At 63.5% G+C, this 22,556-nt stretch carries 24 protein-coding genes; 14 read left to right on the plus strand and 10 right to left on the minus strand.

The window, feature by feature from the left end; all coding sequences use genetic code 11:
• Window positions 1-85 precede the first annotated feature (85 nt).
• Complete coding sequence (locus R4P95_RS33605; protein ID WP_213576438.1) at window positions 86-406, plus strand: MmgE/PrpD family protein; 321 nt, start codon at window positions 86-88, stop codon at window positions 404-406.
• 107 nt (window positions 407-513) lie between these two features.
• Window positions 514-789, plus strand: coding sequence for a DUF3263 domain-containing protein (locus tag R4P95_RS17520; protein WP_213576437.1), 276 nt, complete (start codon window positions 514-516; stop codon window positions 787-789).
• Here the strand turns inward: R4P95_RS17520 and R4P95_RS17525 are convergent.
• The gene (locus R4P95_RS17525; protein WP_317745773.1) at window positions 745-1,203 is read right to left on the minus strand and encodes an FAD-dependent oxidoreductase; all 459 of its coding nucleotides are present in this window, start codon (window positions 1,201-1,203) and stop codon (window positions 745-747) included. The two genes, R4P95_RS17520 and R4P95_RS17525, sit on opposite strands and share 45 nt — an antisense overlap.
• 16 nt (window positions 1,204-1,219) lie before the next feature.
• Between R4P95_RS17525 and R4P95_RS17530 the strand changes: the two genes are divergently transcribed.
• The 3 genes from R4P95_RS17530 to R4P95_RS17540 all read left to right on the plus strand — a co-directional run bounded on the left by R4P95_RS17530 (window position 1,220) and on the right by R4P95_RS17540 (window position 3,500).
• Complete coding sequence (locus R4P95_RS17530) at window positions 1,220-1,360, plus strand: hypothetical protein (RefSeq protein WP_317745772.1); 141 nt, start codon at window positions 1,220-1,222, stop codon at window positions 1,358-1,360.
• Between the two features lie 231 nt (window positions 1,361-1,591).
• Entirely contained in the window at window positions 1,592-2,098 is a 507-nt protein-coding gene (locus tag R4P95_RS17535; protein WP_159924251.1) for a hypothetical protein, read from the plus strand.
• Between the two features lie 211 nt (window positions 2,099-2,309).
• Window positions 2,310-3,500 carry a lipase family protein gene (locus R4P95_RS17540; protein ID WP_411567409.1) on the plus strand — a complete coding sequence of 397 codons (1,191 nt, stop codon included), beginning with the start codon at window positions 2,310-2,312 and terminating at the stop codon, window positions 3,498-3,500.
• 53 nt (window positions 3,501-3,553) lie between these two features.
• Here the strand turns inward: R4P95_RS17540 and R4P95_RS17545 are convergent, their stop codons facing one another.
• Window positions 3,554-4,111: a TetR/AcrR family transcriptional regulator gene (locus R4P95_RS17545; protein ID WP_213576435.1), complete on the minus strand. Its 558-nt coding sequence runs from the start codon at window positions 4,109-4,111 to the stop codon at window positions 3,554-3,556.
• A gap of 101 nt (window positions 4,112-4,212) precedes the next feature.
• Here R4P95_RS17545 and R4P95_RS17550 point away from each other — a divergent pair, with 101 nt between their 5' ends.
• Complete coding sequence (locus R4P95_RS17550) at window positions 4,213-5,052, plus strand: alpha/beta hydrolase (protein WP_317745771.1); 840 nt, start codon at window positions 4,213-4,215, stop codon at window positions 5,050-5,052.
• A gap of 151 nt (window positions 5,053-5,203) precedes the next feature.
• Here the strand turns inward: R4P95_RS17550 and R4P95_RS17555 are convergent, their stop codons facing one another.
• The 7 genes from R4P95_RS17555 to R4P95_RS17585 all read right to left on the minus strand — a co-directional run bounded on the left by R4P95_RS17555 (window position 5,204) and on the right by R4P95_RS17585 (window position 12,187).
• Window positions 5,204-5,902, minus strand: coding sequence for a type 1 glutamine amidotransferase domain-containing protein (locus tag R4P95_RS17555; RefSeq protein ID WP_317745770.1), 699 nt, complete (start codon window positions 5,900-5,902; stop codon window positions 5,204-5,206).
• Window positions 5,903-6,130: 228 nt separating this feature from the next.
• Window positions 6,131-7,705, minus strand: a complete 1,575-nt coding sequence (locus R4P95_RS17560; protein WP_317745769.1) for an AMP-binding protein — start codon at window positions 7,703-7,705, stop codon at window positions 6,131-6,133.
• The gene (locus tag R4P95_RS17565; RefSeq protein ID WP_397517732.1) at window positions 7,702-8,958 is read right to left on the minus strand and encodes a bifunctional 3,4-dihydroxy-2-butanone-4-phosphate synthase/GTP cyclohydrolase II; all 1,257 of its coding nucleotides are present in this window, start codon (window positions 8,956-8,958) and stop codon (window positions 7,702-7,704) included. Before R4P95_RS17565 ends, R4P95_RS17560 begins: the two co-directional genes overlap by 4 nt.
• Window positions 8,958-9,470, minus strand: coding sequence for a flavin reductase family protein (locus R4P95_RS17570; protein ID WP_213576432.1), 513 nt, complete (start codon window positions 9,468-9,470; stop codon window positions 8,958-8,960). The genes R4P95_RS17565 and R4P95_RS17570 overlap by 1 nt, the downstream gene beginning before the upstream one ends.
• 19 nt (window positions 9,471-9,489) lie before the next feature.
• Window positions 9,490-10,326 carry a fumarylacetoacetate hydrolase family protein gene (locus R4P95_RS17575; protein ID WP_213576431.1) on the minus strand — a complete coding sequence of 279 codons (837 nt, stop codon included), beginning with the start codon at window positions 10,324-10,326 and terminating at the stop codon, window positions 9,490-9,492.
• Window positions 10,326-11,255 (minus strand): 4-hydroxy-tetrahydrodipicolinate synthase, encoded by a 930-nt coding sequence (gene dapA, locus R4P95_RS17580; protein ID WP_317745767.1) that lies wholly within the window; start codon window positions 11,253-11,255, stop codon window positions 10,326-10,328. The genes R4P95_RS17575 and dapA overlap by 1 nt, the downstream gene beginning before the upstream one ends.
• Complete coding sequence (locus tag R4P95_RS17585; protein ID WP_317745766.1) at window positions 11,252-12,187, minus strand: ornithine cyclodeaminase family protein; 936 nt, start codon at window positions 12,185-12,187, stop codon at window positions 11,252-11,254. Before R4P95_RS17585 ends, dapA begins: the two co-directional genes overlap by 4 nt.
• Before the next feature lie 201 nt (window positions 12,188-12,388).
• Here R4P95_RS17585 and R4P95_RS17590 point away from each other — a divergent pair, with 201 nt between their 5' ends.
• A complete protein-coding gene (locus R4P95_RS17590) occupies window positions 12,389-13,297 on the plus strand; it encodes a LysR family transcriptional regulator (protein ID WP_213576428.1) in 909 nt (302 codons plus the stop codon).
• Between the two features lie 16 nt (window positions 13,298-13,313).
• Here R4P95_RS17590 and R4P95_RS17595 read toward each other — a convergent pair whose 3' ends face one another.
• Window positions 13,314-14,459, minus strand: a complete 1,146-nt coding sequence (locus R4P95_RS17595) for an LLM class flavin-dependent oxidoreductase (protein ID WP_213576427.1) — start codon at window positions 14,457-14,459, stop codon at window positions 13,314-13,316.
• A gap of 277 nt (window positions 14,460-14,736) precedes the next feature.
• Between R4P95_RS17595 and R4P95_RS17600 the strand changes: the two genes are divergently transcribed.
• From R4P95_RS17600 to R4P95_RS17630, 7 genes are all read left to right on the plus strand, one after another.
• The gene (locus R4P95_RS17600) at window positions 14,737-15,918 is read left to right on the plus strand and encodes a cytochrome P450 (RefSeq protein ID WP_317745765.1); all 1,182 of its coding nucleotides are present in this window, start codon (window positions 14,737-14,739) and stop codon (window positions 15,916-15,918) included.
• A gap of 6 nt (window positions 15,919-15,924) precedes the next feature.
• Entirely contained in the window at window positions 15,925-16,128 is a 204-nt protein-coding gene (locus tag R4P95_RS17605; protein ID WP_250777964.1) for a ferredoxin, read from the plus strand.
• Window positions 16,129-16,130: 2 nt separating this feature from the next.
• On the plus strand, window positions 16,131-17,330 hold the full coding sequence (locus tag R4P95_RS17610; protein ID WP_317745764.1) for an FAD/NAD(P)-binding oxidoreductase: 1,200 nt from the start codon (window positions 16,131-16,133) through the stop codon (window positions 17,328-17,330).
• A 13-nt stretch (window positions 17,331-17,343) separates the two neighbouring features.
• Window positions 17,344-18,717: an MFS transporter gene (locus R4P95_RS17615; protein ID WP_317745763.1), complete on the plus strand. Its 1,374-nt coding sequence runs from the start codon at window positions 17,344-17,346 to the stop codon at window positions 18,715-18,717.
• Entirely contained in the window at window positions 18,714-19,814 is a 1,101-nt protein-coding gene (locus R4P95_RS17620; RefSeq protein ID WP_317745762.1) for a hypothetical protein, read from the plus strand. Before R4P95_RS17615 ends, R4P95_RS17620 begins: the two co-directional genes overlap by 4 nt.
• A gap of 499 nt (window positions 19,815-20,313) precedes the next feature.
• On the plus strand, window positions 20,314-21,558 hold the full coding sequence (locus R4P95_RS17625) for a cytochrome P450 (RefSeq protein ID WP_317745761.1): 1,245 nt from the start codon (window positions 20,314-20,316) through the stop codon (window positions 21,556-21,558).
• 4 nt (window positions 21,559-21,562) lie between these two features.
• Complete coding sequence (locus R4P95_RS17630; RefSeq protein ID WP_317745760.1) at window positions 21,563-22,519, plus strand: PDR/VanB family oxidoreductase; 957 nt, start codon at window positions 21,563-21,565, stop codon at window positions 22,517-22,519.
• Window positions 22,520-22,556: the final 37 nt, after the last annotated feature.

The following is a 22,556-nucleotide window of genomic DNA, read 5'->3' on the forward strand; positions in this document are numbered from 1 at the left end:
ATGTAGAGCGACCGGGTGTTCGGTAGCGCTGTCATCGTCGTGATCCGGCGGTGACGACTCGGTGCCCGCAAGCTCGTCAAGGAAAATGAGTCCTTTTTGCGCCCAGTCGATCTCGGACCGACTCCGGGAGCCTTCCACACCGCTCGAGGGAAAGTTCAGCCTGCGGTTCACTACTGCCATGGCGTTTGTGACGGGCGATCTCAGCGAACAGGCCTTCTCGCCGGTGTCGCTGATCGACCCGCAGGTGGTCGCTCTGCGCGATCGAGTCCAGATCGACGCCCGCACGTCACTTGGATCGGCGCTGGGACACCCTCGTCACCAAATTCCACTCGCTCGTCGACCCTGTGATGGGTCGAGCTGCCGCACACCGCATCGTGGAAGATGTCGCCCGCCTCCCCTCAGCTGAAAGCCCTGAATCGCTGCTGAATGCTCTGTCAGCACGGACGCGGTGAGTGTACGACATCGCGGAGCAGCCCTGCCGCATCGATTTATCTGAGGGAGGAGACACACAAGATGCCAGACACCAGCAATGTTCGACCCACCGAAAAGGCGCGAATCCTCGGTTTCGCGCTCCAATGGCAACACTACGGCGGTGGTTCCAACGAGGATATCTACGTAAACTTCGGACTCTCCCCCAGGCAGTACTTCATGCGCCTGCTCAGAATTCTCCGCGGCCCCACCGAGCTGGAGATCAGAGTGATCTCAGAACTCAACGAGCTCTGCGCCAGTCGCCTCGGCACCGAACTATCCTGCCACGACGACACAGGTCGACCTCGAGCGGAGGAGTAATCGCACCTTCCTATTCCGTGGCGGTGTCGAGCACGGGCAACAGGCACCGTCATCGCCGGAGCGTTGCCGATGGCGTCTCGCCGAACTTCTCTCGGTACTGCACGGAGAAGCGCGGCCGCTGTCGGCAACGCTCGCGGTCACGGCCTCGTCGGTGTTGCAGAACCGCAGCCCGTGACGGGCCAGGTCGTCGCCGAGCGCCGTGTGCGCGGGGCCCGACACGAACAGCGGGTACCAGGAAGAGAAGGTGTCGTGCACATAGCCGGTCACCGTGCGCTCACCGCTCCCGACGAACCCACCGATCTCCGGATTACTCTCCAGGAGTGCCACTTTCCAGCCAGATCGCGACAACATGGACGCGGCGACGAGTCCGTTGATTCCGGAACCGACGATGACGGCATCGAATTCGTTGTGCATCACATTCCCTTCGAGTGTGAGCCACAACACTATTGACACCGAAGCGGTGAAGCTGTCCTCTTTGCGCGCGTCTTATCCGAATGCCGCTCACTTCTGCGACGACCGGGTGCCGATGTGGGTGACGCGCCCCTGGCTGGATGTCGAGGGGCACCTGTGAGCACTTATTAACCGTGGGCGGTTGATAAGTACTCACAGGCTCATGGTGACCCCTGTCACATCTGTTGACTCCAGGCAGCTTCACACCATCTACTTAGGCAGCCCTCACAGAGGGCAGGCTAACCGTTCTTGTGCTTCAGCCGAGCTCACCCCCGGGTGATCCGGAGCTGGCACGCAAGAATCACATGCGCCGCGTGCGGGGGCCCGGCGACTAACGACAAGGACAACTCTCGTGGCTTCTTCCACCAAGCGGCGCCTGGCCGGCGCCGGCATCATCGCCGGACTCTCCGCGCTCACGCTGATCGCAAACCCCGCCATCGGTTCCGCAGCGATCACCGGTGCGGCGACCGTGACCGCGGACGCCGGTGCAGGCACGATCACCACCTCGATCACCGGACTTAACACCACCAAGCCGTTCGTCAAGTGCGAGGGCACCGTCTACAGCGCCGACGCAACGGTCCTCGACTCCACGACGAAGGTCGGCCAGAGCTTCCCCGTGACCGGTCCGACCATGGTGGCCGGTCAGGTGCTGACCAACGCGTCCGGCGTCGGCACCTCGGCTGTTTTCCCCGACGGCGAGTACCAGGTGCGCACGAAGTGCAAGGAGGAGGGCGACGTCGACTACCAGGACCCCATCGCCCCCGTGCGGGTCACTGTCAGCTCGACCACCCCGGGCGGCGGCGGCCTGGACTTCGGTCTCGACGGTCTCCTCGAGCTGTTCAGCGGATTCGGTAGCTAACAGCTGGAGCGGCGGTGGCCACGTCTCGGACCTGGCCACCGCCACCCGCTGCGTCGACCGGCAGTCATCTGCCCGGGTGACAGCGCATTGTCGGGCGTTCGTCCACATGCGTGTCGGATGGTCCGTGCCGTGACCACATTTGTAACGGAGCCTCTCCCTGCTCGTATACAGTCACAGCGTCTTGACGATACGGCGCAGAGGGAGCAAATTCATGCGGCGAGCCTTCAGGGCATTGATGGCGGCGATGCTCGGTGCCATCTTCCTTGCAATGACAGTTCCGGTACCGGCAAGCGCCGAACCGCTCTATCCCTGGCCCGACCCGGATCCGTTCTACCTCGCTCCCGCCGATCTCGCGGCAATTCAGCCGGGCGACGTGGTTCGCACTCGACGGATCGACACGTGGATGTACGCCAACTCGGACGGCTGGCAGATCGCGTTCCGTTCGACGAATTCCGCCGGAAATCCCATCCTGGCGGTCACGACGGTGCTGCTCCCCCGGGGCGTCGTGAATCCACCGCTGGTGTCGTATCAGGCGATCGTCAATTCACTGGGCACCAAGTGCGCGCCCTCCCGGGCTCTGTTCAACCTGGAGATGCAGGAATCGCCGGGGATGTATCTGGGCCTGCAGCGGGGATGGGCCGTTTCGGTGCCGGACCACCTCGGCCCGACCGGTGCGTACGGTGCCGCCAAACTCGGCGGCATGATTACCTTGGACAGCATTCGCGCGGTTCAGCGAGTATCCGAATTGGGCCTCACGAACAGCCCCGTAGCTTTGGCGGGCTACTCCGGCGGCGGAATGGCGAGCGCCTGGGCGGCGGCGCTCGCGCCGACCTATGCTCCCGAGCTCGAGCTTGCCGCTGTGGTGCAGGGCGGAATCCCGGCGGATCTCGAACAGATGGCCGAGGGGCTCGGGTTCAACCCGCACCCCGGGTTCGGGCTCGCTTTCGCGGCGGCCGTCGGCCTCGAGCGTGAGTACCCGGAGCGGCTGCCGGTGTCGTCGCAGCTCAACGAAACAGGTCTGTGGCTGCGCGAATGGATGAGCAACGAGTGCCGGCGATTCCTTCTGTTCCACGGCGCTTTCCGGAACGCCGGGCAGCTGGCCGCGTCGACCAGTCTTATGGCGAGTTCGACCGCACGCCAGGTATTACGCGAGAACAGTCTCCGCTATTTCGAGGGTGTGCCGACGGCGCCGGTCTACATGTGGCACGGCACGCTCGATGGGCTCACGCCCTTTGATTCGGTGGCAGAGGTGGCCCGTCGATACTGCTCGGCCGGAGCAAACCTGACGTTCGTGCCGTACGAAATCTCGGAGCACATGACCACTGCCGTGGTGGGTTTCCCTGATGCGTACGAGTTCATCGCGGCGCGATTCCGAGGCGAGCCCGCGCCGACGCGGTGCTGAGGCGGGGCTTCGACACAGCGAGGTGAGCCGAACAGTCCTGGCCTTCAGCCTCGTCACGGCGCACAGTTGTCGAGGAGTATGGCCGCGGCCGCTTTCGCGGCGATAGCAGATTCGGGCGACTCGGAGATGGCGGCGGTTGTCTGCGCCCCCTCCGCGAGCAACGCGATTTGGAGCCCGACAATCGGCGCGCATCCGGCCTGTACCGCCAGGTCGGTGACATAGTCGATGAACTGCTTCTTGTGACTGTGTGCTGCCGCCGCGACCGCGGGCATGGTGCTGCCGAGCTCACCGAACGAATTGATGAAGGCGCAACCGCGGAACTCGTCCTCGTGGAACCAGGCGTCGAGAAAGTCGAATATCGACAACAGTTTCTCGCGCGGAGTGTCATATCGGCTCGCCTCCGCGCGAATGCCGTCATTCCACATCGCGGTACGGCCTTCGAGGACTCCGGTAACGATGGCAGCCTTGGACGGAAACAGTGCGTACATCCGCTTGAGGGAGATCCCGGCGGCGGTGCGTAACTCGTCCATGCCGACCGACTGGATGCCGCGCGCATAGAAGAGCGCATCGGCCGATTCGAGCACCGCCGCCTTCGCTGCGTCTACATCCACGTCACTTACCCCTTGCTCAGAGAACCAGCGTTCTCTAGAGTAGTCCACGCACCGGAGAACGCACGTTCTCGGTGAGTCGAGGATCAGGGAAGGGCGTCACCATGGCATATATCGAGGTCGGCACCGAGAACAGCACTCCCATCGAGGTGTACTACGAGGATCACGGCACAGGACAACCAGTCGTCCTCATCCACGGCTATCCACTCGACGGCAACTCCTGGGAGCGCCAGTCGGCAGCTTTGCTGAAAGCCGGATACCGGGTGATCACGTACGACCGTCGCGGGTTCGGGCAGTCCAGCAAGCCGACCACCGGCTACGACTACGACACGTTCGCCTCGGATCTGAACACCGTGCTGACCACACTGGACCTGAACGACGTCATTCTCGTCGGATTCTCGATGGGCACTGGCGAGCTCGCCCGGTACGCCGGCATCTACGGCACTGATCGCGTCGCCAAGTTCGCCTTCCTCGCCTCCCTCGAGCCCTTCCTCCTGCAGACCGACGACAACCCGACAGGCGTGCCGCAGTCGGTATTCGACGGCATCGAGGCCGCAGCCCGCGAAGACCGATTCGCCTGGTTCGACAACTTCTACAAAGACTTCTACAACCTCGACGAGAACCTCGGCAGTCGGATCAGCGAAGCCGCCGTCCGCAACAGCTGGAATGTGGCAGCCGGAAGCGCTCCCGTTGCGGCGTATGCCGTCGTGTCCAGCTGGATCGAAGATTTCCGTGCCGACATCAAGAAGGTGCGCGAGTCGGGCAAACCTGCCTTGATCCTGCACGGGACGAAGGACAACATTCTCCCGATCGATGCCGCCGGGCGTCCGTTCCACGAAGCGTTTCCCGAAGCGCAGTACGTCGAGGTCGAAGGTGCCCCGCACGGCCTGCTCTGGACCCACTTCCAGGAGGTCAACGACGCCCTGCTCGACTTCGTGAAGTAGTCGAAGCGGGCGTCCTTCCGCATCCGGCGCCGTCGCAGATCCGTGAAGAGGCCGACAGCCGCTTCACGGTCTCGGCGGGCCGGTGAAGTGACAGTAGGCACACAGTAGGAATGCTCTTCGACAAGACGGAGGGGCACCGAACATCAGGGCGCTATCGGGTGTGGAGCCTCTTCACCACTGCTTCCGCCACAGCGCGGGCGCTCCCCGGGTTCTGCCCCGTGATCAGCGTCCCCTCCTCGACCACATAGGTTGCGAACGGTTCGTCGGCGATGCTGTAGTTCGCTCCCAGCTTTTTCAGCTCGTCCTGAAGACTGAACGGGACGGCGTCGGCCCGTTGTGCCGCCTCCTCTTCCGGCCAGGAGAAGCCGGTGACATTCTTGTCTTTGACAAGTGGGGTGCCGTCACTCAGGGGAACGTTGAGCAGGCCGGCCGGTCCGTGACACACCGCCGACACGATCCGGCCGGATTCGTAGAATTTCGCCGTCACTGCACCGAGGTCGTCACCGCCGAAGTCGAACATCACACCATGGCCGCCGGTGAAGTAGATGACGTCGTATTCCTCGACGTCGACGTCTGTGACCTTCTTCGTGTCACGGAGAAGATCCATGAACTCGCGGTCGCGGTAGCGCTTGTCGGTGCCGAGGTCACCGAGCACGTCGTGAGCGAGGCTCTCCGGGTCGATCGGTACGTAACCGCCTGCAGGACTGACAATGTCGACTTCGTAGCCGTTATCGGTGACGTAGTCGTAGAAGTGCGTCAGTTCGCCCAGCCACAGACCTGTCCGGTAGCCGACCTTCTGGTACTCGGCGACGTTCGTCACGACGATGAGGATGCGGTTCTTGGTGGCCATTGCGGTCTCCTGATCGGGTGCGAGGTCTCAGCGGCGTCGGGCACTGCGGCCTCACCCACATTCGGTACCACGGTGCTTCTCCCCTCAGGGAAAGTGTCGCCGCCTTCAACTGCACGTTACCAAGAGTTCGGCGGATGAGCCTGTGTTCGTACGCGACCCAGTAGTCGTCACAGGACTTGTTTCGCGTAGGGGTCGGTGGCCCTTTACGGCGGAGAGCAGCGAGCCGCGCTATTCCACCGTCGCCGACAGCGCCTGCGGAGCTTCCGGTGAAATGAGCTCGCGGAGCCGGTGCTTGAGGATCTTTCCGGTCCCAGACTTGGGCAATTCGCGGAAGTAGACGTGCTTAGGCGTCTTGAAACCCGCCAGTTGGGTACGGGTGAAGGCGATGAGTTCCTCGGTCGACACCTCCGCGCCCGGCCGGAGCGTGACGACAGCCACCGGGACTTCACCCCACTTCGGGTCTGCGATTCCGATGACGGCCGCCTCGGCGACCGCGGGATGGGAGGTGAGTACGTGCTCGACTTCGACCGTGGCGATGTTCTCTCCGCCCGAGATCACGATGTCTTTCGCCCGGTCCCGAATCTCGACCGATCCGTCTGGATGCATGACGCCGAGATCGCCGGTCGTGAACCACTCGCCCATGCGGGCTGCCTCGGTCGCCGCGTCGTCGTGGTAATAGCCCAGCATTACGGTGTTTCCGCGAACAGCGATCTCCCCGAGGGTTGTGCCGTCAGCGGTGACGTCGACGACCGGGGCGTCGTCGGTCTTGCCGACGGTGTCCAAGACCCGGATACCTGTGCCGACGATATTGGAGTTTCCCTGCACGGCCATCGCTTTGGACAGATCAGTGTGACTGAGACTGTTCCATTCGGGGCGTGGTTCGTTCACCACGGCAGGGCCGAAGGTTTCCGTGAGTCCGTACAGGTGGGTGGTGTGGATGCCGAGTGCGGTCAGTTCCGACAGGAGGGTGGGCGACGGCGGCGCTCCCCCGGCCCCTACCTCGACGGTTCTTCCCAGCGGTCCGTTTGCCGCCTCACGATGTTGAGCCAGGTTGGTGAGGACGGTGGGAGCGGCGTTGAAGTGGGTGATGCCGCCACTGCGGAGGTGCCGCCATACCGTGTCGGGGTCGGGTCGATCGAGACAGACCTGTGTTCCTGCGGCGGCGCTGAGCGCCCAAGGAAAACACCAACCGTTGCAGTGAAACATCGGCAGCGTCCACAGGTAGACGGTGTCGAGACCGAGTCGGGCGTGGTGGATCATGGCAAGCGCCTGCAGGTAGGCGCCGCGGTGGTGATACATGACGCCCTTGGGCCGGCCGGTCGTGCCGCTGGTGTAGTTCAGCGAAATGAGGCTGCGCTCGTCATCAACCGAGCGGGCGTATTCGGGTCCGCCGGCTTCCAGCACCTCGCCCACCGCAAGGGTCCGGATCCCGAAGGAGTCTGCGAGGGAACGAAATTCGTCGTCGAATAGGACGAGAGATGCGCCGGAATGCTGAACGATGTACGCGAGTTCCGGTCCAGCCAGGCGGTGGTTCAGGGTGACGAGCACACCGCCTGCCAAGGGAACGGCGAAGTGTGCGAGCAGCATCAGTGGGGTGTTCGATGCCAGGACGGCGACGCGGTCACCGGGTGTGACTCCGTGGCCTGCGAGGGTGCCGGCCATGCGGCGGGCAGTGACCGCGAACTCACCGTACGACCACGACCGGGAGCGGTAGGTCATGGCGGTGCGATCGGCGTGGATGGCCTCCGCACGTTCGAGAAAGTTCAGGGGTGTCAGAACCTGATCGCCGAGATCTGCGGTCACAGCACACTTCTTTCAGAGTCGATGACATCGGGGATGTCGAGGAGATGGCCCATACGGTCACGTTTGGTGCGGAGATAACGCACGTTGTCGGTGGTTGCGTTACTCGAGAGTCCGACGCGGTCGACGACCTCGAGCCCATAGCTGGTCAAAGCCGCGCATTTGGCCGGATTGTTGGTCAAGACGCGAACTCTGCCTATGCCGAGGTCTTCGAGAATATGGGCTCCGACCGCGTACGAGCGGGCATCGGCGGAGAGACCTTGCGCCAGGTTGGCGTCGACGGTGTCCAGACCACTGTCTTGGAGCGCGTAGGCGTTGATCTTGTGTGCCAACCCGATGCCACGACCCTCGTGCCCCCGTAGGTAGATCACCGCGCCACAGTGCTCCTGACTGACCGCCACCAGTGCCTGCTCGAGTTGGCTACCGCAGTCACACCTGGTGGAGGCGAGAATGTCCCCTGTCAGGCATTCACTGTGTAGGCGAACGAGGGCACCGGGTTCGCTATCGGCGGCCGCGGCCACGTCGCCCATGACCAACGCCAGATGCTCGACTCCGTCGTCGCTCGCGCGGTAGGCGATTGCTTGGAATTCGCCGAAGGCGGTAGGCATTCGTGAGGTGGAGAGTCTCTCCACGGGTGTTGCTTTCGGTCGCAGGAACTCTGCGAGATCGGCGATCGTGACCAAGGGCAATCCGTGGTTGTTCGCGAATTTGCGCAGATCCGACCCCCGGCGCATCGAACCGTCCTCTGCCACGATTTCCCCGATCACGCCGACAGGAGCACGGTCAGCGAGTGTGAGTAAGTCGATTGTGGCCTCGGTGTGCCCGGGCCGCTCGCGGACCCCTCCCGGTCGCGAGCGAAGCGGGAAAACGTGTCCGGGGCGACGGAAAGCACCGGGCACACTGGTCGAGCAGGCGAGGGCCCGCACGGTCATCGCGCGGTCGCCGGCCGACACACCGGTTCCGGCGCCTGTGTGGTCGACTGTGACGGTGAAGGCGGTCTGGTGGGGGTCGGTATTCATCGGCACCATCGGTGCAAGCCCTAGCTGATCAGCTCGTTCGGTCGTCATCGGGACGCAGATGATGCCGGTGGTGTGGCGGACCATGAAGGCCATCTGGTCGGCGCTGACGGTGTCGGCACCGGCCACGAGGTCGCCCTCGTTCTCGCGGTCCTCGCTATCGACCACGACGACCATGCCGCCGGCCCTCAAGGCCGTGACGGCCCGGTCTACCGCGTGATCACCGGAGCGTGACGGAATCACCGGTGCTCCTGGGCGAGCAGCATGTGCGTGCCGAAATCGCGGCGGAAATAGGTGAGTGGTGGTCCGTCGTGAGCTACCGCCTCACGAACCTCACCCAATATGAGAATGTGGTCTCCGCCCTCGACGAAGGAGGACGCGTCACACACCACCCATCCCGGAGCCCCGTCCAAGCGGGGAACACCACTGACCCGTGTCCACGGTGTGTCGGCGAATTTGTCGGCCCCTTTGCAGGCGAAGGCCGTGGCCGCCGCCGACTGGGCGCTACCGAGGATGTTGACGCCGAATCGTCCGCTGCGTCGGATGATTCCGAGAAGCGCCGAGGAGCGATCGAGAGAAACCAGGACCATGGGAGGCGCCATCGACAGAGACGTGAAAGCACTGACAGTAGTCCCGTGGGGTCGGTCTCCGTCCATGGCCGTCACGACCGAGACCGGGGTACAGACAGCAGCCATGACCTCCTTCAGCGATGCTGCGATGTCCTCGTGCTGAGCGATCGAGCTTGTTGCCATTTTCTTCCTCCTCGCTACGTCATCTGACGTGGTTGACGAGTCGAGTGACGCCGGGGATGTCGATGGTCAACACTTCCCCGGGCTGTAGGTACCGGGGTGGGTCCTGTCGGAAACCGATCCCCGCGGGCGTGCCGGTGGCAATGATGTCTCCGGGGGTCAGTGTCGTCCATGTACTCACGTACTCGATGACGGTGGGAACGTCGAAAACCAGATCCGCGAGAACTCCGGACTGCACTCGGCTGTCACCGAGATAGGTCTGCACTCTCAGGGCTTTCGGGTCGGCGATCTCATCCGAGGTGACCAGCCACGGGCCGATCGACCCGGACCGGTCGAAGTTTTTCCCCGCCGTGGCCTGGGTTCCATGAAGCTGGTATTCCCGAACACTGTTGTCCGCGAAGGCCGTGTAACCCCAAATATGATCCGCCGCATCCTCGGCGCGGATGTTGCGGCCACCGCGGCCGATGACGATCGCGATCTCCCCTTCCCAGTCCAAACTGTCGGACATCGGGGATCGTTCGATCGGCTCTCCGTGCCCGACGAGCGACGAGGGGAAACGGACGAAGAAGGTGGGGTACCGAGGGGGTTCCTTGTCCATCTCGACGGCGTGGTTGTGGTAATTGAAGCCGACGCAGAGTATCCGCCGCGGATCGGTGACCGGTGGTAACCAACGGGTGATCTCGTCCAGATCGATCAACGGGCATCCACGGAGATCCTGCTCGGTCAGAGAAGCGAATTTCTCGATGTCGACGTCCGCGGCCACCACACCGGTGAGCCCGGTGACGTCCCGTGAGCGGCCGTCTGCGTCGAGGACGACTGTCCGCCGATCGCCGCCGTGTTCGACCGTTGCCACGCGCATCAGAAAGCCTTCTCTTCGGTCAGGATGGTCGAGGCCTGACCGAGCAGGGTCTCGATCTTGTCGATGCCCGCCGGTGTGGGCGTGATCAGCGGAGACCGCACGTGCGGTGAGGCGATCCGCCCCTGCTGGTGCAGGACCCACTTGACCGGCGCCGGATTGGTCTCGACGAACAGCAGGTCGACCAGCGGATGCAGCGCATAATGCAGTGCGCGGGCCCCGTCGTGATCACCTGCTGTCCACAGCTCGTACATCCGAGCGACCGTGTGGGGTGCGATGTTGCTGGCGGCACTGACGAACCCGACACCGCCGAGTGCCAGCAGCGGCAGACAGAGCAGTTCGATGCCGGACCACACCGAGATACTCTCTCCCGCTTCGCAAATTACCCGGGAGAAGTGTTCGAAGTCCTTCGTCGTTTCCTTGATACCGACGATGTTGTCGAAGTCCCGGTGGAGGCGGGCGACCGTGGACGGATCCAGGTCGACGGCGGTCCGCGACGGGACGTTGTACATGATGATCGGCAGGTCCGGGAACTCCCCTGCGATGGTGCCGTACCACCGGTAGAGCGCCTCTTGGGTGGGGCGCGCGTAGTAGGGGGTGATGATCAGCGCCGCGTCGGCGCCGGCGGCCCGCGCGGCCGCGGTGATCTCGAGGGTTTCGTCCAGCTTGGCCGAGCCGGTTCCGGGGATGAACGGAACTCGATCATTGTTCTCGTCGGCAACGGTCTCGATCGCCTCGATCCGCTCGGCGACCGTCTGAGCGCTGGGCTCTCCGGTGGAGCCACCGATCGACAGGCCGTGCGATCCGGCGGCGATCTGCCACCGGACCAGCCGACGTAGGCTTGCTGTGTCCAAGGCTCCGCTATCGGTGAATGGGGTGATCAAGGGCGCGATCGATCCGGTGATCAGTGCGGTGTCGGTACGGAATCTCATGCCAGTGCTCCTTCGCGGTGGGTCGACTCGAGCACCGTTGCAGCGACAGCCAGATCGGCCAGCCCCATCCCGAGTCCTTTGAAGATCGTCAAAGCAGGGTTCAGCGGCCTCACCACCGCACCGGTGAGAAGATCACCGAGCGTCTTCACCGGAGCCCAGTCTTCGCCGTAGTACTCGGTCAACTCGCGAGACGATCGACGCGCGTTGGCGAGGCTGTCGACGACCGTCAGATCGGAATCGGCCAGCAGCGCAGGATCGAACTCGGCTGTGTGCGGCAGAATCGCCCCGACCGCATTGAGGTGTGTTCCCGCAGACAACACTCCTGGGCTGAGGAACGGTTCCGTCGCCCGCGTGACAAGGGTGACGATCGGCGCCCCGTCGACCGCCTCCGCGAGTGTCGGGGCCGTGACGGCATCCACCCCCAGTGTGTCGCGCACGGTGGCGGCGAATCCGATCCGGCTGCTTTCGGACCGACTCCACACCCGGACCCGGGCGATCGGGCGCACTGCACATACCGCGGCAACCTGGCCCAACGCCTGACGACCGCTGCCGATCACAGCCAGCTCAGCGGCATCGGGAGCACTCATCAGGCGTGTCGCCAACCCGGAAACCGCCGCGGTACGCAGTGCACCGAGCGCGCCGGCCTCGAGTACCGCGCGGGGGGTACCGGTAGTGGCGTCGAACAGCGTCAGCAGCGCCGATGCACCCTCAGGGGTATTGACCCAGGTTTTGAAAGCGACGAGACCGCCTCCCTCGTCATAGGCGCCGAGCGCGTGGGCGCTGCTGGCCGGCTCCCAGGTCGTCATCGTCTTGGGGATGTTTCGGGCGGTCCCGTCGACCTCACGGGTAAGCGATCCGGCGATCGCTTCGATCGCATCGGATATCGAGACCTTTTCTTGCACTTGCTGTTCCGTTATCCACGGTACGTTCATCGTCGTCCTTGCCAGTTGTGTGTTCGAGGGGGCTGCACCGATGCGCGCCCGTGGACTCACGGCGCTGGGTCCTCGTTCCCGCGGAACGGATCGCGATCCAAACCACTGCGGCTGTGATGCAGTTAACGATAGAGATTCCGTGATATAAAGCAAATATCAAGATTTCGATATACGCATCACCTATTGCTTATATTAGGAGTTATGGAAGCACAGCTCTCACTCAAGCGTCTGGAAGTCTTTCGCCTCGTCGTCGAAGAGGGCAGTGTCACTAGGGCCGCAGAAGTGCTGATGGTGGCCCAGCCGGCCGTCTCGGGGCAGTTGCGCGCTCTCGAATCATGGCTCGGCGCCAAGCTCTTCGTCCGCCGCGGAAACCGCATGCTGCTGACAGAAGCGGGGGAACGCGCGAATCAATGGGCCAAGGAAATGCTGGCCTCGGCGGCGCAGATCAGGCGCGACGTCGACGAACTCGGCTCGGGGCGCGGTGGCGCCGCGTCCATCGCGTCGAGCATGGCGGTGGGGAGCTACCTTCTACCCCCGATTCTGAGCCGGTTCCAGCGTGGCCGACCCGGTGCGGACCTCACCCTGTCCAGCTCGCAACCCAACGAAGCGTTGCGCGCGGTCGAAACCGGTGAGGCGGACTTCGCGGTGGTGACCTGGGACCAGCGGCACCTACCGGACACCATGTCCTCCGAAGTCGTTCGCACCGAGCCGATCACCCTCTGCGCCGGACCGGGCCTCGTCGCCCCCTCCACAACGCTGTCCCTCGACGGGGCCTTGGCATTGCCTTTCGTCGGCGCGCCACGCGAGGTGATCTACCAACGAAACCTGATGGAACAGCTCACCCGACTGAGTGACATCGAACCAAATTTCGTCATCCGCTTCGGACATGCCGAGCCGATGAAGCAGGCAGCCGCCGACAACGCCTGGGCGATTTTCGCTCCGCGTTACGTCGTCGAATCCGACCTTGCTACAGGTCGACTACAGGAGCTGATCGTTCCCGGCCTCGAACTTTCCGAGCGTATTGCGTTGCTGTGGCGGCGAGACAAGTATTTCTCCCCACTCCAGCAAGCGGCCGTCGACGAAATTCGTGCCGCACTTCGCTCCCGGTGACGCCACCGAACGCACTTCACCACGACCAGTTGCGGTCCTGCGGTGGCGACCAGACCCCCGCTTCACGCAGATACGGCAGCACGGAGGAGAATGATTCCAGCTCGTGCGGGCTCCACAGCGGGAAGTTGATCAGCACATTCGTTGTCGCCGTGGTGCTCTTCAGGGAAATGATTTTCTCCGCAACCTGTTCAGGGGTTCCGATCAGCTGCAAGACCGATCCGGCGCCGCCGAACGCGCGGGTTGCTTCTTCCTCCCCCATCTTCTCGTACATCGACCGGGAGGATTCGATCGATCCGAGCACATCGGCGGCGATCTCCTTGGTGGCCTCGACGTTGAGAGACTGCAACAGTCGCGCATATTCCTCCTCGGCCTCGCCCTCGTTCGGGCGCACGATAGCCATCGAGAACGGACACGTTCCCACCACTCGTTTACTCTTTTCGGTCAGCGCAGCCAATCGACGATCGACTTCACGCACCAGCTCCTCGGTGTTGGCCAACGTCACCAACTGATCGCAGAACCTTGCCGCGAACTCTGCGCCCGCCGGGGATGCACCCGCGCTGACCAGCAAGGGGTGCGGGTCCTGCACGGGCCGAGGGGTTTTGATCCGTCCGGTCACCCGGTAGTACTTCCCGTCGACGTCGATAGGTTCCTGCTCGGTCCACAACCTCTTGACGATGTCGACGAATTCCGCTGCCATGACGTAACGCTCGTCGTGATCGATGAACGGCTCACCGAACAGTGCCGCCTCGTCGGCACTGAATCCCGTCACCACGTTCCAGCCCCACCGCCCGTCGCTGAACGCATCGAGTGTGGCGCCCATCCGGGCGACGTGGGCGGGCTTGTGGTGAGTAGTGTGGAACGTCGAAATGACGCCGATGTGTTCTGTCGTGGCCAGCAGTGCCATAGCCAGTAGTGGCGCATGGAATGCCGGCGACTGGTGCCCGAACTCCTCGGCGACCCGCTGGTGCCCGGACCAGTTGTCGGCGATGAACAGGGAATCGAAGCCAACCCGTTCGGCTGCCTGCGCGAGGGCGACCAGGTTCGCTTTCGTCATCGCCGGTGTTCGCCGAGCAGCTTCGTCCGAATACAGGAAATTGGTCTTTCCGCTGGGAAAGAAGTACCCGAGGCTCAGCTGCGAAGGGTCTTCGGTTCTCGGCTTCATGGGGTCCCCTTCGAAGACTGCTGCACGGAACTCCCCGCACAGCGATTGACAGTGATAGCAATCACACTATCGCCCCTTCCCCATAAGGCAAAGACGATGTTCCTGATGTGCGCATAAGCGAGCCGTTATTTAGGTGACTGCTGCGGAATAAGCAGAGGGTTATGTTCCTATCTCCAATTCGGTAATTGTTTATATAACGGCGCCCTCTTACTGTGACGTGAAGCACTGATTTCGAGGAGGGGTCGTCATTACAACAAACACCACCGAAGGCGAGCAAATGGCCTCGCCGATCGAAAGATTCGATCACCTGAGCCCGAGCTGGAATGACTCGACGCTCTGGGACGCGTACGAGCGCTTGTTGTCGGCCGGCCCTGCGATCTACTCGCCACTCCACGGCGGATACTGGATCATCAGTCGCTACTCGGACGTCAAGGCGGCGCTTCGCGATCATCAGACCTTCTCCTCGGCCTCCGGACACCGGATCCCGATGGTGGACGGCATGTCATCGATACCGATCGACTATGACCCCCCGCTACACACCCATTACCGGTCGTTGCTGACGCGGGCGTTGACTCCCGACTCGATACGGGATTTACAGCCGTGGCTCACCTCGATGATCTCCGAGGTGCTCGCATCGTTCCACCAGTCCGGTGGAGGCGACGCGGTGGCCGACGTTGCGCTGTCGATTCCGCTACGCGTGCTCACCAAGATCGTCGGTTTCTCCCCTGCGACCGTGGCACGCTTTCGTGAACTGACCGAGGATATTTGGAGGCACGGGACGGCCGAGTCCCAACTTCGAGGCCGCGCAGCGCTTGTCGAGGCCGTCGACCGCGACATCGACGAGCACCGCGCCCGTCGGCCCGACGACTACCTCACCTGGCTACTCGATGCCGAAGTCGACGGACGCCCGATCGACATCGGAGAAATACACTCGGTGCTGTTGACTCTTGCCGTCGCCGGCCATGAGACGACGTTGAATTCGGTGAGCACACTGCTGTATTTACTGGCTTCGGATTCATCGTTGCAGCAGCGCCTTCGCGCGGACCCCGGTGTGGCGCCACTGTACGTCGAGGAGATGCTGCGACTCCGCACTCCTGCACAGATGTTTGCTCGCCGCACCACTCGCGAGGTCGAGGTCGGCGGTACCACCATCCCGGAAGGCTCATGGGTGCTGCTTCTCAATGCCGCAGCCAATCGTGACTTCCGGCAATTCGAGCACCCGAACGAGTTCGATATCCACCGTTCCGCAAGAGGCCACTTGGCGTTCGGGTGGGGCATTCATCAATGTGTCGGATCTGCACTTGCCCGATCCGAACTGCGCATCCTCCTCGAAACCCTTTGCCAGTATCCGCCGATCACGCTGGCGGCCGACCCCACCTTCACGGCCATCGAGGCCGGGACACATTTCGGATTACGAAAGCTCCCGCTGTCTTTCGCCGACTCTGCACCCAGGAGCTGAAACACTATGACACCGCGCATCCACATCGACACTGCGGCCTGCAACGGTTACGGGAACTGCTTGGTCGCCGCACCCGACGTGTTCGACCTCGACCCCGACACCAACATCGCCTTCACCCGGCCCGGCCACCCCACGGACGCAGACCAGGACACCCTTCGAGAAGCCGAAGCCGACTGCCCCGTCCGGGCGATCCGGATCTCCGAGTCCTGACCATGCACGCCGCGGCCACCACTGTCATCGTCGGTGCCTCCGTTGCCGGAATCCGAGCGGCGGCGGCGTTACGACACAACGACCCTCACCACCGCATCATCCTCGTCGACGGTGAAAACGAAGAGCCGTATGACAAGCCGCCACTGTCGAAGGCAGTGTTGTCGAACACCGACCTCCCGTCACCGCATCTGACCGACCACTTCGGACACGGCATCGACTACCGCAAGGGAACACCAGCCGTCGCCGTGGACACCGCGGCGTCGACACTGTCCCTCGGTGACGGGAGCGTCATCCGCTACGACAACGCCATCCTCGCCACCGGCTCCGCACCACGCCATCTGCCCGCACTCGAGGGCATACCTTGCGTGCACTATCTGCGAACCTTTGCCGACGCAACTGCGCTCCGCAACGACCTGCGTCGCCGCCCACGCGTCATCGTCGTCGGCGGCGGATTCATCGGCTCCGAAGTCGCCTCCAGTGCGCGCGAACTCGGCCTCGACGTCACCATCATCGAAGCCGGAGCACGGATGGCCGCCCGGGTGCTGCCGGAACCGGTCTCCCACGCGCTGGCGGCACTACACGCACTCCATGGCGTGACCGTGCGATGCCGAACGGTCGTGCACGGTGCGTCCTATGACGCAGACCGGCGAGCCGTCGAGTTGAACCTCGACGACGGGGACACCGTCGTCGGCGACGTAGTGGTGGTGGGGATCGGGACCACGCCCTGCACCGACTGGGCAGCCGACTCCTCGCTCCCCATCCGGGACGGCTTCGTGTGCGGCCCCGACCTGCGGGTAAAGGGCACATCGAATCTCTACGCCATCGGTGACGTCGCGCGCTGGTTCAACCCCCGTTACGGCGACGAGATGCGGGTGGAGCATTGGACCAACGCCCGCGAGCACGCCGCGGTCGCCGCGCACAACATCGTGCATCCGCACGCGCCACGCCACGCGTCGACGGTGCCGTTCGTCTGGTCCGATCAGCACGGCACCCGAATTCAGCACATAGGCGACCCAGACCTGACCGCCGTGGACATCGACGCGGTCGAACTTTCCCACTCCACTCGTGTGTTCACCTACTCGCGCGGCGGAATCACAGTGGGAGCCACCGGCTTCAATGCACAAGGCGCCCTGGCGAAGATTCGCAAACAACTTGTCGACCAGCGCGCACCTTCGCTGCACCGCGACCACACCCATCACTGAACGAGGACGTGCCATGACTGCACCGCCCACCGATCGTCCTGACCCGAGTACGACTCAGGTGCCCGGACACCCCGCCGAGACGCCTGAAAGTGCACTGCGGCGACGGCGCAGCCTGATCGGCGTCACACTCGGGAACGGTCTCGAGGTATTCGACTGGACCTGCTATGCCGTGTTCGCGCCCTTCTTCGCCAAGGCACTGTTCAACCCGGCGAACGCCACCTCGGCACTGCTCTCCACCCTGGTGGTATTCGGCGTCGGATTTGCAATCCGCCCCTTCGGCGGGCTCCTTTTCGGATGGATGGCTGATCGATTCGGCCGCAAGCACTCACTGCTCGTAGCCATCGCTTGTGCCTCGACCGGAATGCTTCTCATCGGTCTCACCCCGACCTACGCCTCCGTCGGTGTGCTGTCCGGCGCAATCCTTCTCGCCGCTCGACTGCTGCAGGGCCTCGCACATACCGGGGAAGTCGCCGCTGCCTACACCTACATCGCCGAAGAAGCGCCTCCCGCCCGGCGAGGCCTCTGGTCCTCCTCGATTTACGTATCCGGCTTCCTCGCGATCATGGCCGCCACCACCATGGGCGCCCTTCTGACCACCGCACTCAGTGACCACCAGATGGCCACGTGGGGTTGGCGCCTGCCCTTCCTCATCGGTGCTGCCCTCGGCCTGATCACCCTCTATCTCCGCCGCGGCATGGAAGAGACCCACGCCTTCACATCCGCTGCGGCGAAGGCTGTCTCGTCATCCTCTCTCATTGCGAATCTGTGGACCTACCGCGCCGCCGGGACACGGGTGTTCCTTCTCATGGCGTCGGTCACCGCGATGTTCTACGCCTGGGCAGTGAGCGGACCGACCTGGGCAATCTCCGTCGCCCACATCGACCCCACGGCAGCGTTGTGGGGCGGAGTGATCGCGCTCGCCGTCAGTGCGTCGGTCCTGCCGCTCCTCGGTTCCCTGTCGGACCGTATCGGTCGACGCCGGAGTTTTTACATCTACGGCTTCGGCGTCGCCGTGACTGCATTCCCCCTCGACCACCTCGCCCGACAAGGCGCATGGCAATTCGGTATCGCCATGACGATCGCGCTCGTGCTGTTCGCCTTCGTCGCCTCGATCCTGCCCGCTGTCCTGTCCGAACTGTTCCCCACCGGCGTACGCGCCTCAGGCATCGCCATGCCCTACGCGCTCTCCGCCGTCGTGTTCGGCGGCACCGCCCCTTATCTGCAGCAATGGACCGCACAGCACAACGTTGCCTTCTTGTTCGTCGGCTACCTCGCGTCGGCCGCTCTCCTCGGCGCCCTCGTCATGCGGTTCACCCCCGAGACCGCCGGCATATCGCTCGAACCCACCACACCCGACACTACCGATCAGATCCAGGAGAAGAAATGAGCCCGCACGCCCACCTGCTCGACAGTCGCCAGACACCCCGATACCAGCGGGAACAGTGGTCTCCGCTGATGATCAGCGCCACCGAGATCGACACCGCCTTCGCCGCACTCGAGGCAGGCGAACCCGATGACCGCGGCCGCCGCGAAATGCTGATCGTGCATCCGCAGGCGCCGAAAGGTGCCCGTGGCCTTGCCCCCGCCACACAGGTCAGCCTCGGTATGCTGCTGCCCGGAGAATCCACCGTCCCTGTCCGCGCCAATACCACTGGCCTGACGATGTGCCTGGCGGGCAGCGGCACGGTTCACATCGGAGCCCGCACGATGCACGTGGTCCAGCAAGACGTGTGGACCAAGCCGTCGATGAATCTCGAGGCGTTGACCAACAACGGCACAACCGCCTTCCGGTATCTGCGTTACACCAATGCCGCCCTGCTGGAATCGATTTCTGCCTACTACGAAGACTTCGGCAGCACGGTCGACACTCATGCCCACGAAGCCGCTCCTGCATCGGGGCGCCGCGCGAAAGACCTGGCACCCGCCATCGCACTAGGCGATGACGGCAGCCAACTTCTCCCCTACGAACACATCATCGACCCAGACCCGATCACGGACTCACCCCTCCTCTTCGCCTGGTCGGAGGTCAGCCAACACCTCACCGGGGTCCTTGGCCTCAAGACCGGATACACGGGTCGGCCACTGTATTGTCTGTACAACCCCGCGACCGGACGCCTCAACGGCACCACACCGTCATTCTTCGCCACCATCACCGCGATCGGCGGCGATTTCGCCGGCGGAACCCACCGGCACATGAGCTCCGCCATCAACTACCACTTCGCCGGCAGCGGATACAGCATCGTCGAAGGCCAGCGCTTCGACTGGGCCGCAGGCGACCTGATGCTGTCCGCACCCGGATGGGCGGCGCATGCACACACCATCAGCGGGGAAGGAGCCCGCATCCTCACCGTTCAAGACCATCCTCTACACGCCTCGACGGGATCGCTCGTCTGGCAAGAAGACATCGACAACGGTGAAGTCTTGGCTCTCGGAACACAAACCGGCTTCGAGACCAACCTCGCCGAGTACGCCACACAGCAATAGGCCCGAGTTCGCGCCAACGCAAAAGTCATTCCGACGCGACCCGCTCGTAGTAGCCGCGCCGGCCTTCGACTTCGTGGTCGTCGATCCCCCGTGGACGCCTCACAGATTGAACATCCGTATGAGTAGTAAACATCAAAACAAGGGCAGCAGTGGCAGAGATTCGAAGGCTGCCGCTCGCCTTTGCGAGGATCGACTGATCATCGAACTCGCCATTGAATGGTTGCCGTTCAACGGACCCTCGTCAGAGGACATCTGGGTTCGATTCGGCATGGATGGAACACAGTTCTGGGAACGCATCTCGAGTTTGCTCGGCTATCGACGATGGACGTGGTTGCTCGATGAACCCACAGTTCGTGCTCTGTCAGAGCGAGCCACAACAGCGCTGCGCGTGTGGGGTGTGCGCGACGGTCGGCATTGTCCCGACCTGACACCCACGTCGGCCACGTGCACCGCGTCAGGAACGCTCCACTATCCGCCCTATACGAGAGTGAATGAGAAAATGTCACACGCGGAAGCCCACCCGGCGACCTTTCCGATCGACCTTTCCGATATTGATTTCCTCACTGGAGACCGCACAGAGCAGTACCGGGAGATCAGGGACGCCGGTGCCGCCCTACCGCTCGATCTGGGGCCCGGCTATCCCACCTGGGTGGTGAGCCGTTACTCCGACGTACGTGAGATTCTGCGCCTGCCCGAGGGACGGATGCAGCCCCTGGGCACGGCAAGTCCGCCGTGGCTCGAAGGTCCGGCACTGGACCGGTTTCGAGCCAATCTGGTTCAGATCGACGAGCCTGACCATAGTCGGTTGCGCACTGTGGTGGGACCGATGTTCATCCCACGTCGCGTCGAGCAGTTCCGCCAGTTCGCGACAGAATCCGTGCGCCGCGCGATTGCGGATGTCATGAGTCAGGACTGCTCGGTCGACGCAGTGCAGAGCCTCGCGGTCGCCATCCCCAGGGGTGTGATCTGCCGGCTCCTCGGCATCGCGGAGGACGACTGGGAACGGCTGACAGCCAACCAGCACACCTTTCTGCAGATCTTTTCGCCGACGCCTCTCGACAGTGCTCAGCTCGCTGCCCTGAACCACATCACCCGGTTCTACCTCGACTACTTCGACGAGTTTCTGACCAGCCGCCCGGCCGAGCAGCACAGCCCGTTCGTGCAACTGTTGCTCGAGGCGGAGCGGTCGGGGGATCTGAGCCACCTCGAGGTGCTCTCTTTGATGCACACGATCCTGGACGCAGGCTATGAAACGACCCGCACGTCAATTTCCAACCTCGTGGAGATATTGGCACAGCAACCCGATGTGCTCGACCAACTTCGAGCCGACCCGGACCTGGTGCCGGGCGCGGTGGAGGAGTTGCTGCGGTTCCGCACACCGTTACATGTCCGGGAGCGCTACCTCGTCGAGGAGTTTCGGACCTCCGATGGGACGGTCCTACCCGCCGGTGCTCGGGCGCTCGTTCTGCTTTCTGCCGCGAATCGGGACCCCGACACATTCGTCGAACCTGACATTCTCGATCTCCAACGAGTAAACGCGAAGGCGCACGTAGCCTTTGGTGGCGGGATGCACCATTGCCTCGGTGCCCCGATTGCCCGCATCCAACTGCAGGAGACGATTCGCGGCTTGATCAACACCTTCGAATCCATCGAGTTGCGGAAACCCGGGCAGCGCTTCCCAGATCTGATCTTCCCGGCACTGATTTCACTTCCCGTGACGCTGCATCCGCTGAAGACCCGGTGACGCCATGACTACTGTGCAGGACGAAGCTACCGACCTCCCACTCACCGTCGTTTCCAAGATTCGACTGTCCACCGATGTCGTCGGGATCATCCTCGCCGGCGCCGGCGCCGAGCCGCTGCCGCAGTGGGAGGCAGGCGCACACATCGATGTCCAGTGCGGTGATCTCCGACGCCAGTACTCGCTGTGTGGAGACCCGGACGACCGGCAGCGCTACCAGATCGCCGTGCTCCGAGAGCCGGACGGCCGCGGCGGGTCGACGTACCTGCACGACACACTGGAACCGAGCGACATTCTGTGGGTCTCGCGACCGCGCAACACCTTCGCATTGGAGCCGGCATCGCGCTACGTCTTCATCGCCGGAGGCATCGGGATCACGCCCATCCTGCCGATGCTGGCCGGGGCCGAACGCCGCGGCGCCGACTGGATGTTGCACTATGGCGGCCGCACCCGCGCCGGCATGGCCTTCGTGGCGGAACTTGGCCGTCACGGCAACCGGGTCAGGATTCACCCCCAGGACGAGGTGGGACGAATCCCGCTGGCCGACGCCCTCGGGAAACCAGACCGCGACGCCAAGATCTACTGCTGCGGTCCGACGCCGTTACTCGACGCGGTGGCGGGCGCCAGCGAGCACTGGCCCGACGGCTCCTTGCACGTCGAGCGGTTCAGCCGCGTTGCGCTCGACACAGACACCGAGCGTGGCTTCGACGTACGTCTCGCAAGCAGCGGCGGCACATATCACGTGCCACGTGACCGCACGATCCTCGAGGTTCTCACAGACGCGGGCGTCGACGTGGTTTCATCCTGCGAGGTGGGCACCTGCGGCACCTGCGAGGCGACCGTGCTCGAGGGTGTACCCGACCATCGCGACTCGGTGCTGACCCCACAGGAGCGTAAGGAAGGGCAATACATGATGCTCTGTGTTTCCCGGTGCCTCTCCGACACCCTCGTCTTGGATTTGTGAGCGAGGAATTCAAGCCGTCACGCAATGGCCGGCTCAG

Origin of the sequence: Rhodococcus sp. IEGM 27 (assembly GCF_033142305.1) — a bacterium.
In the GTDB taxonomy this organism is placed as follows: domain Bacteria; phylum Actinomycetota; class Actinomycetes; order Mycobacteriales; family Mycobacteriaceae; genus Rhodococcus_F; species Rhodococcus_F oxybenzonivorans.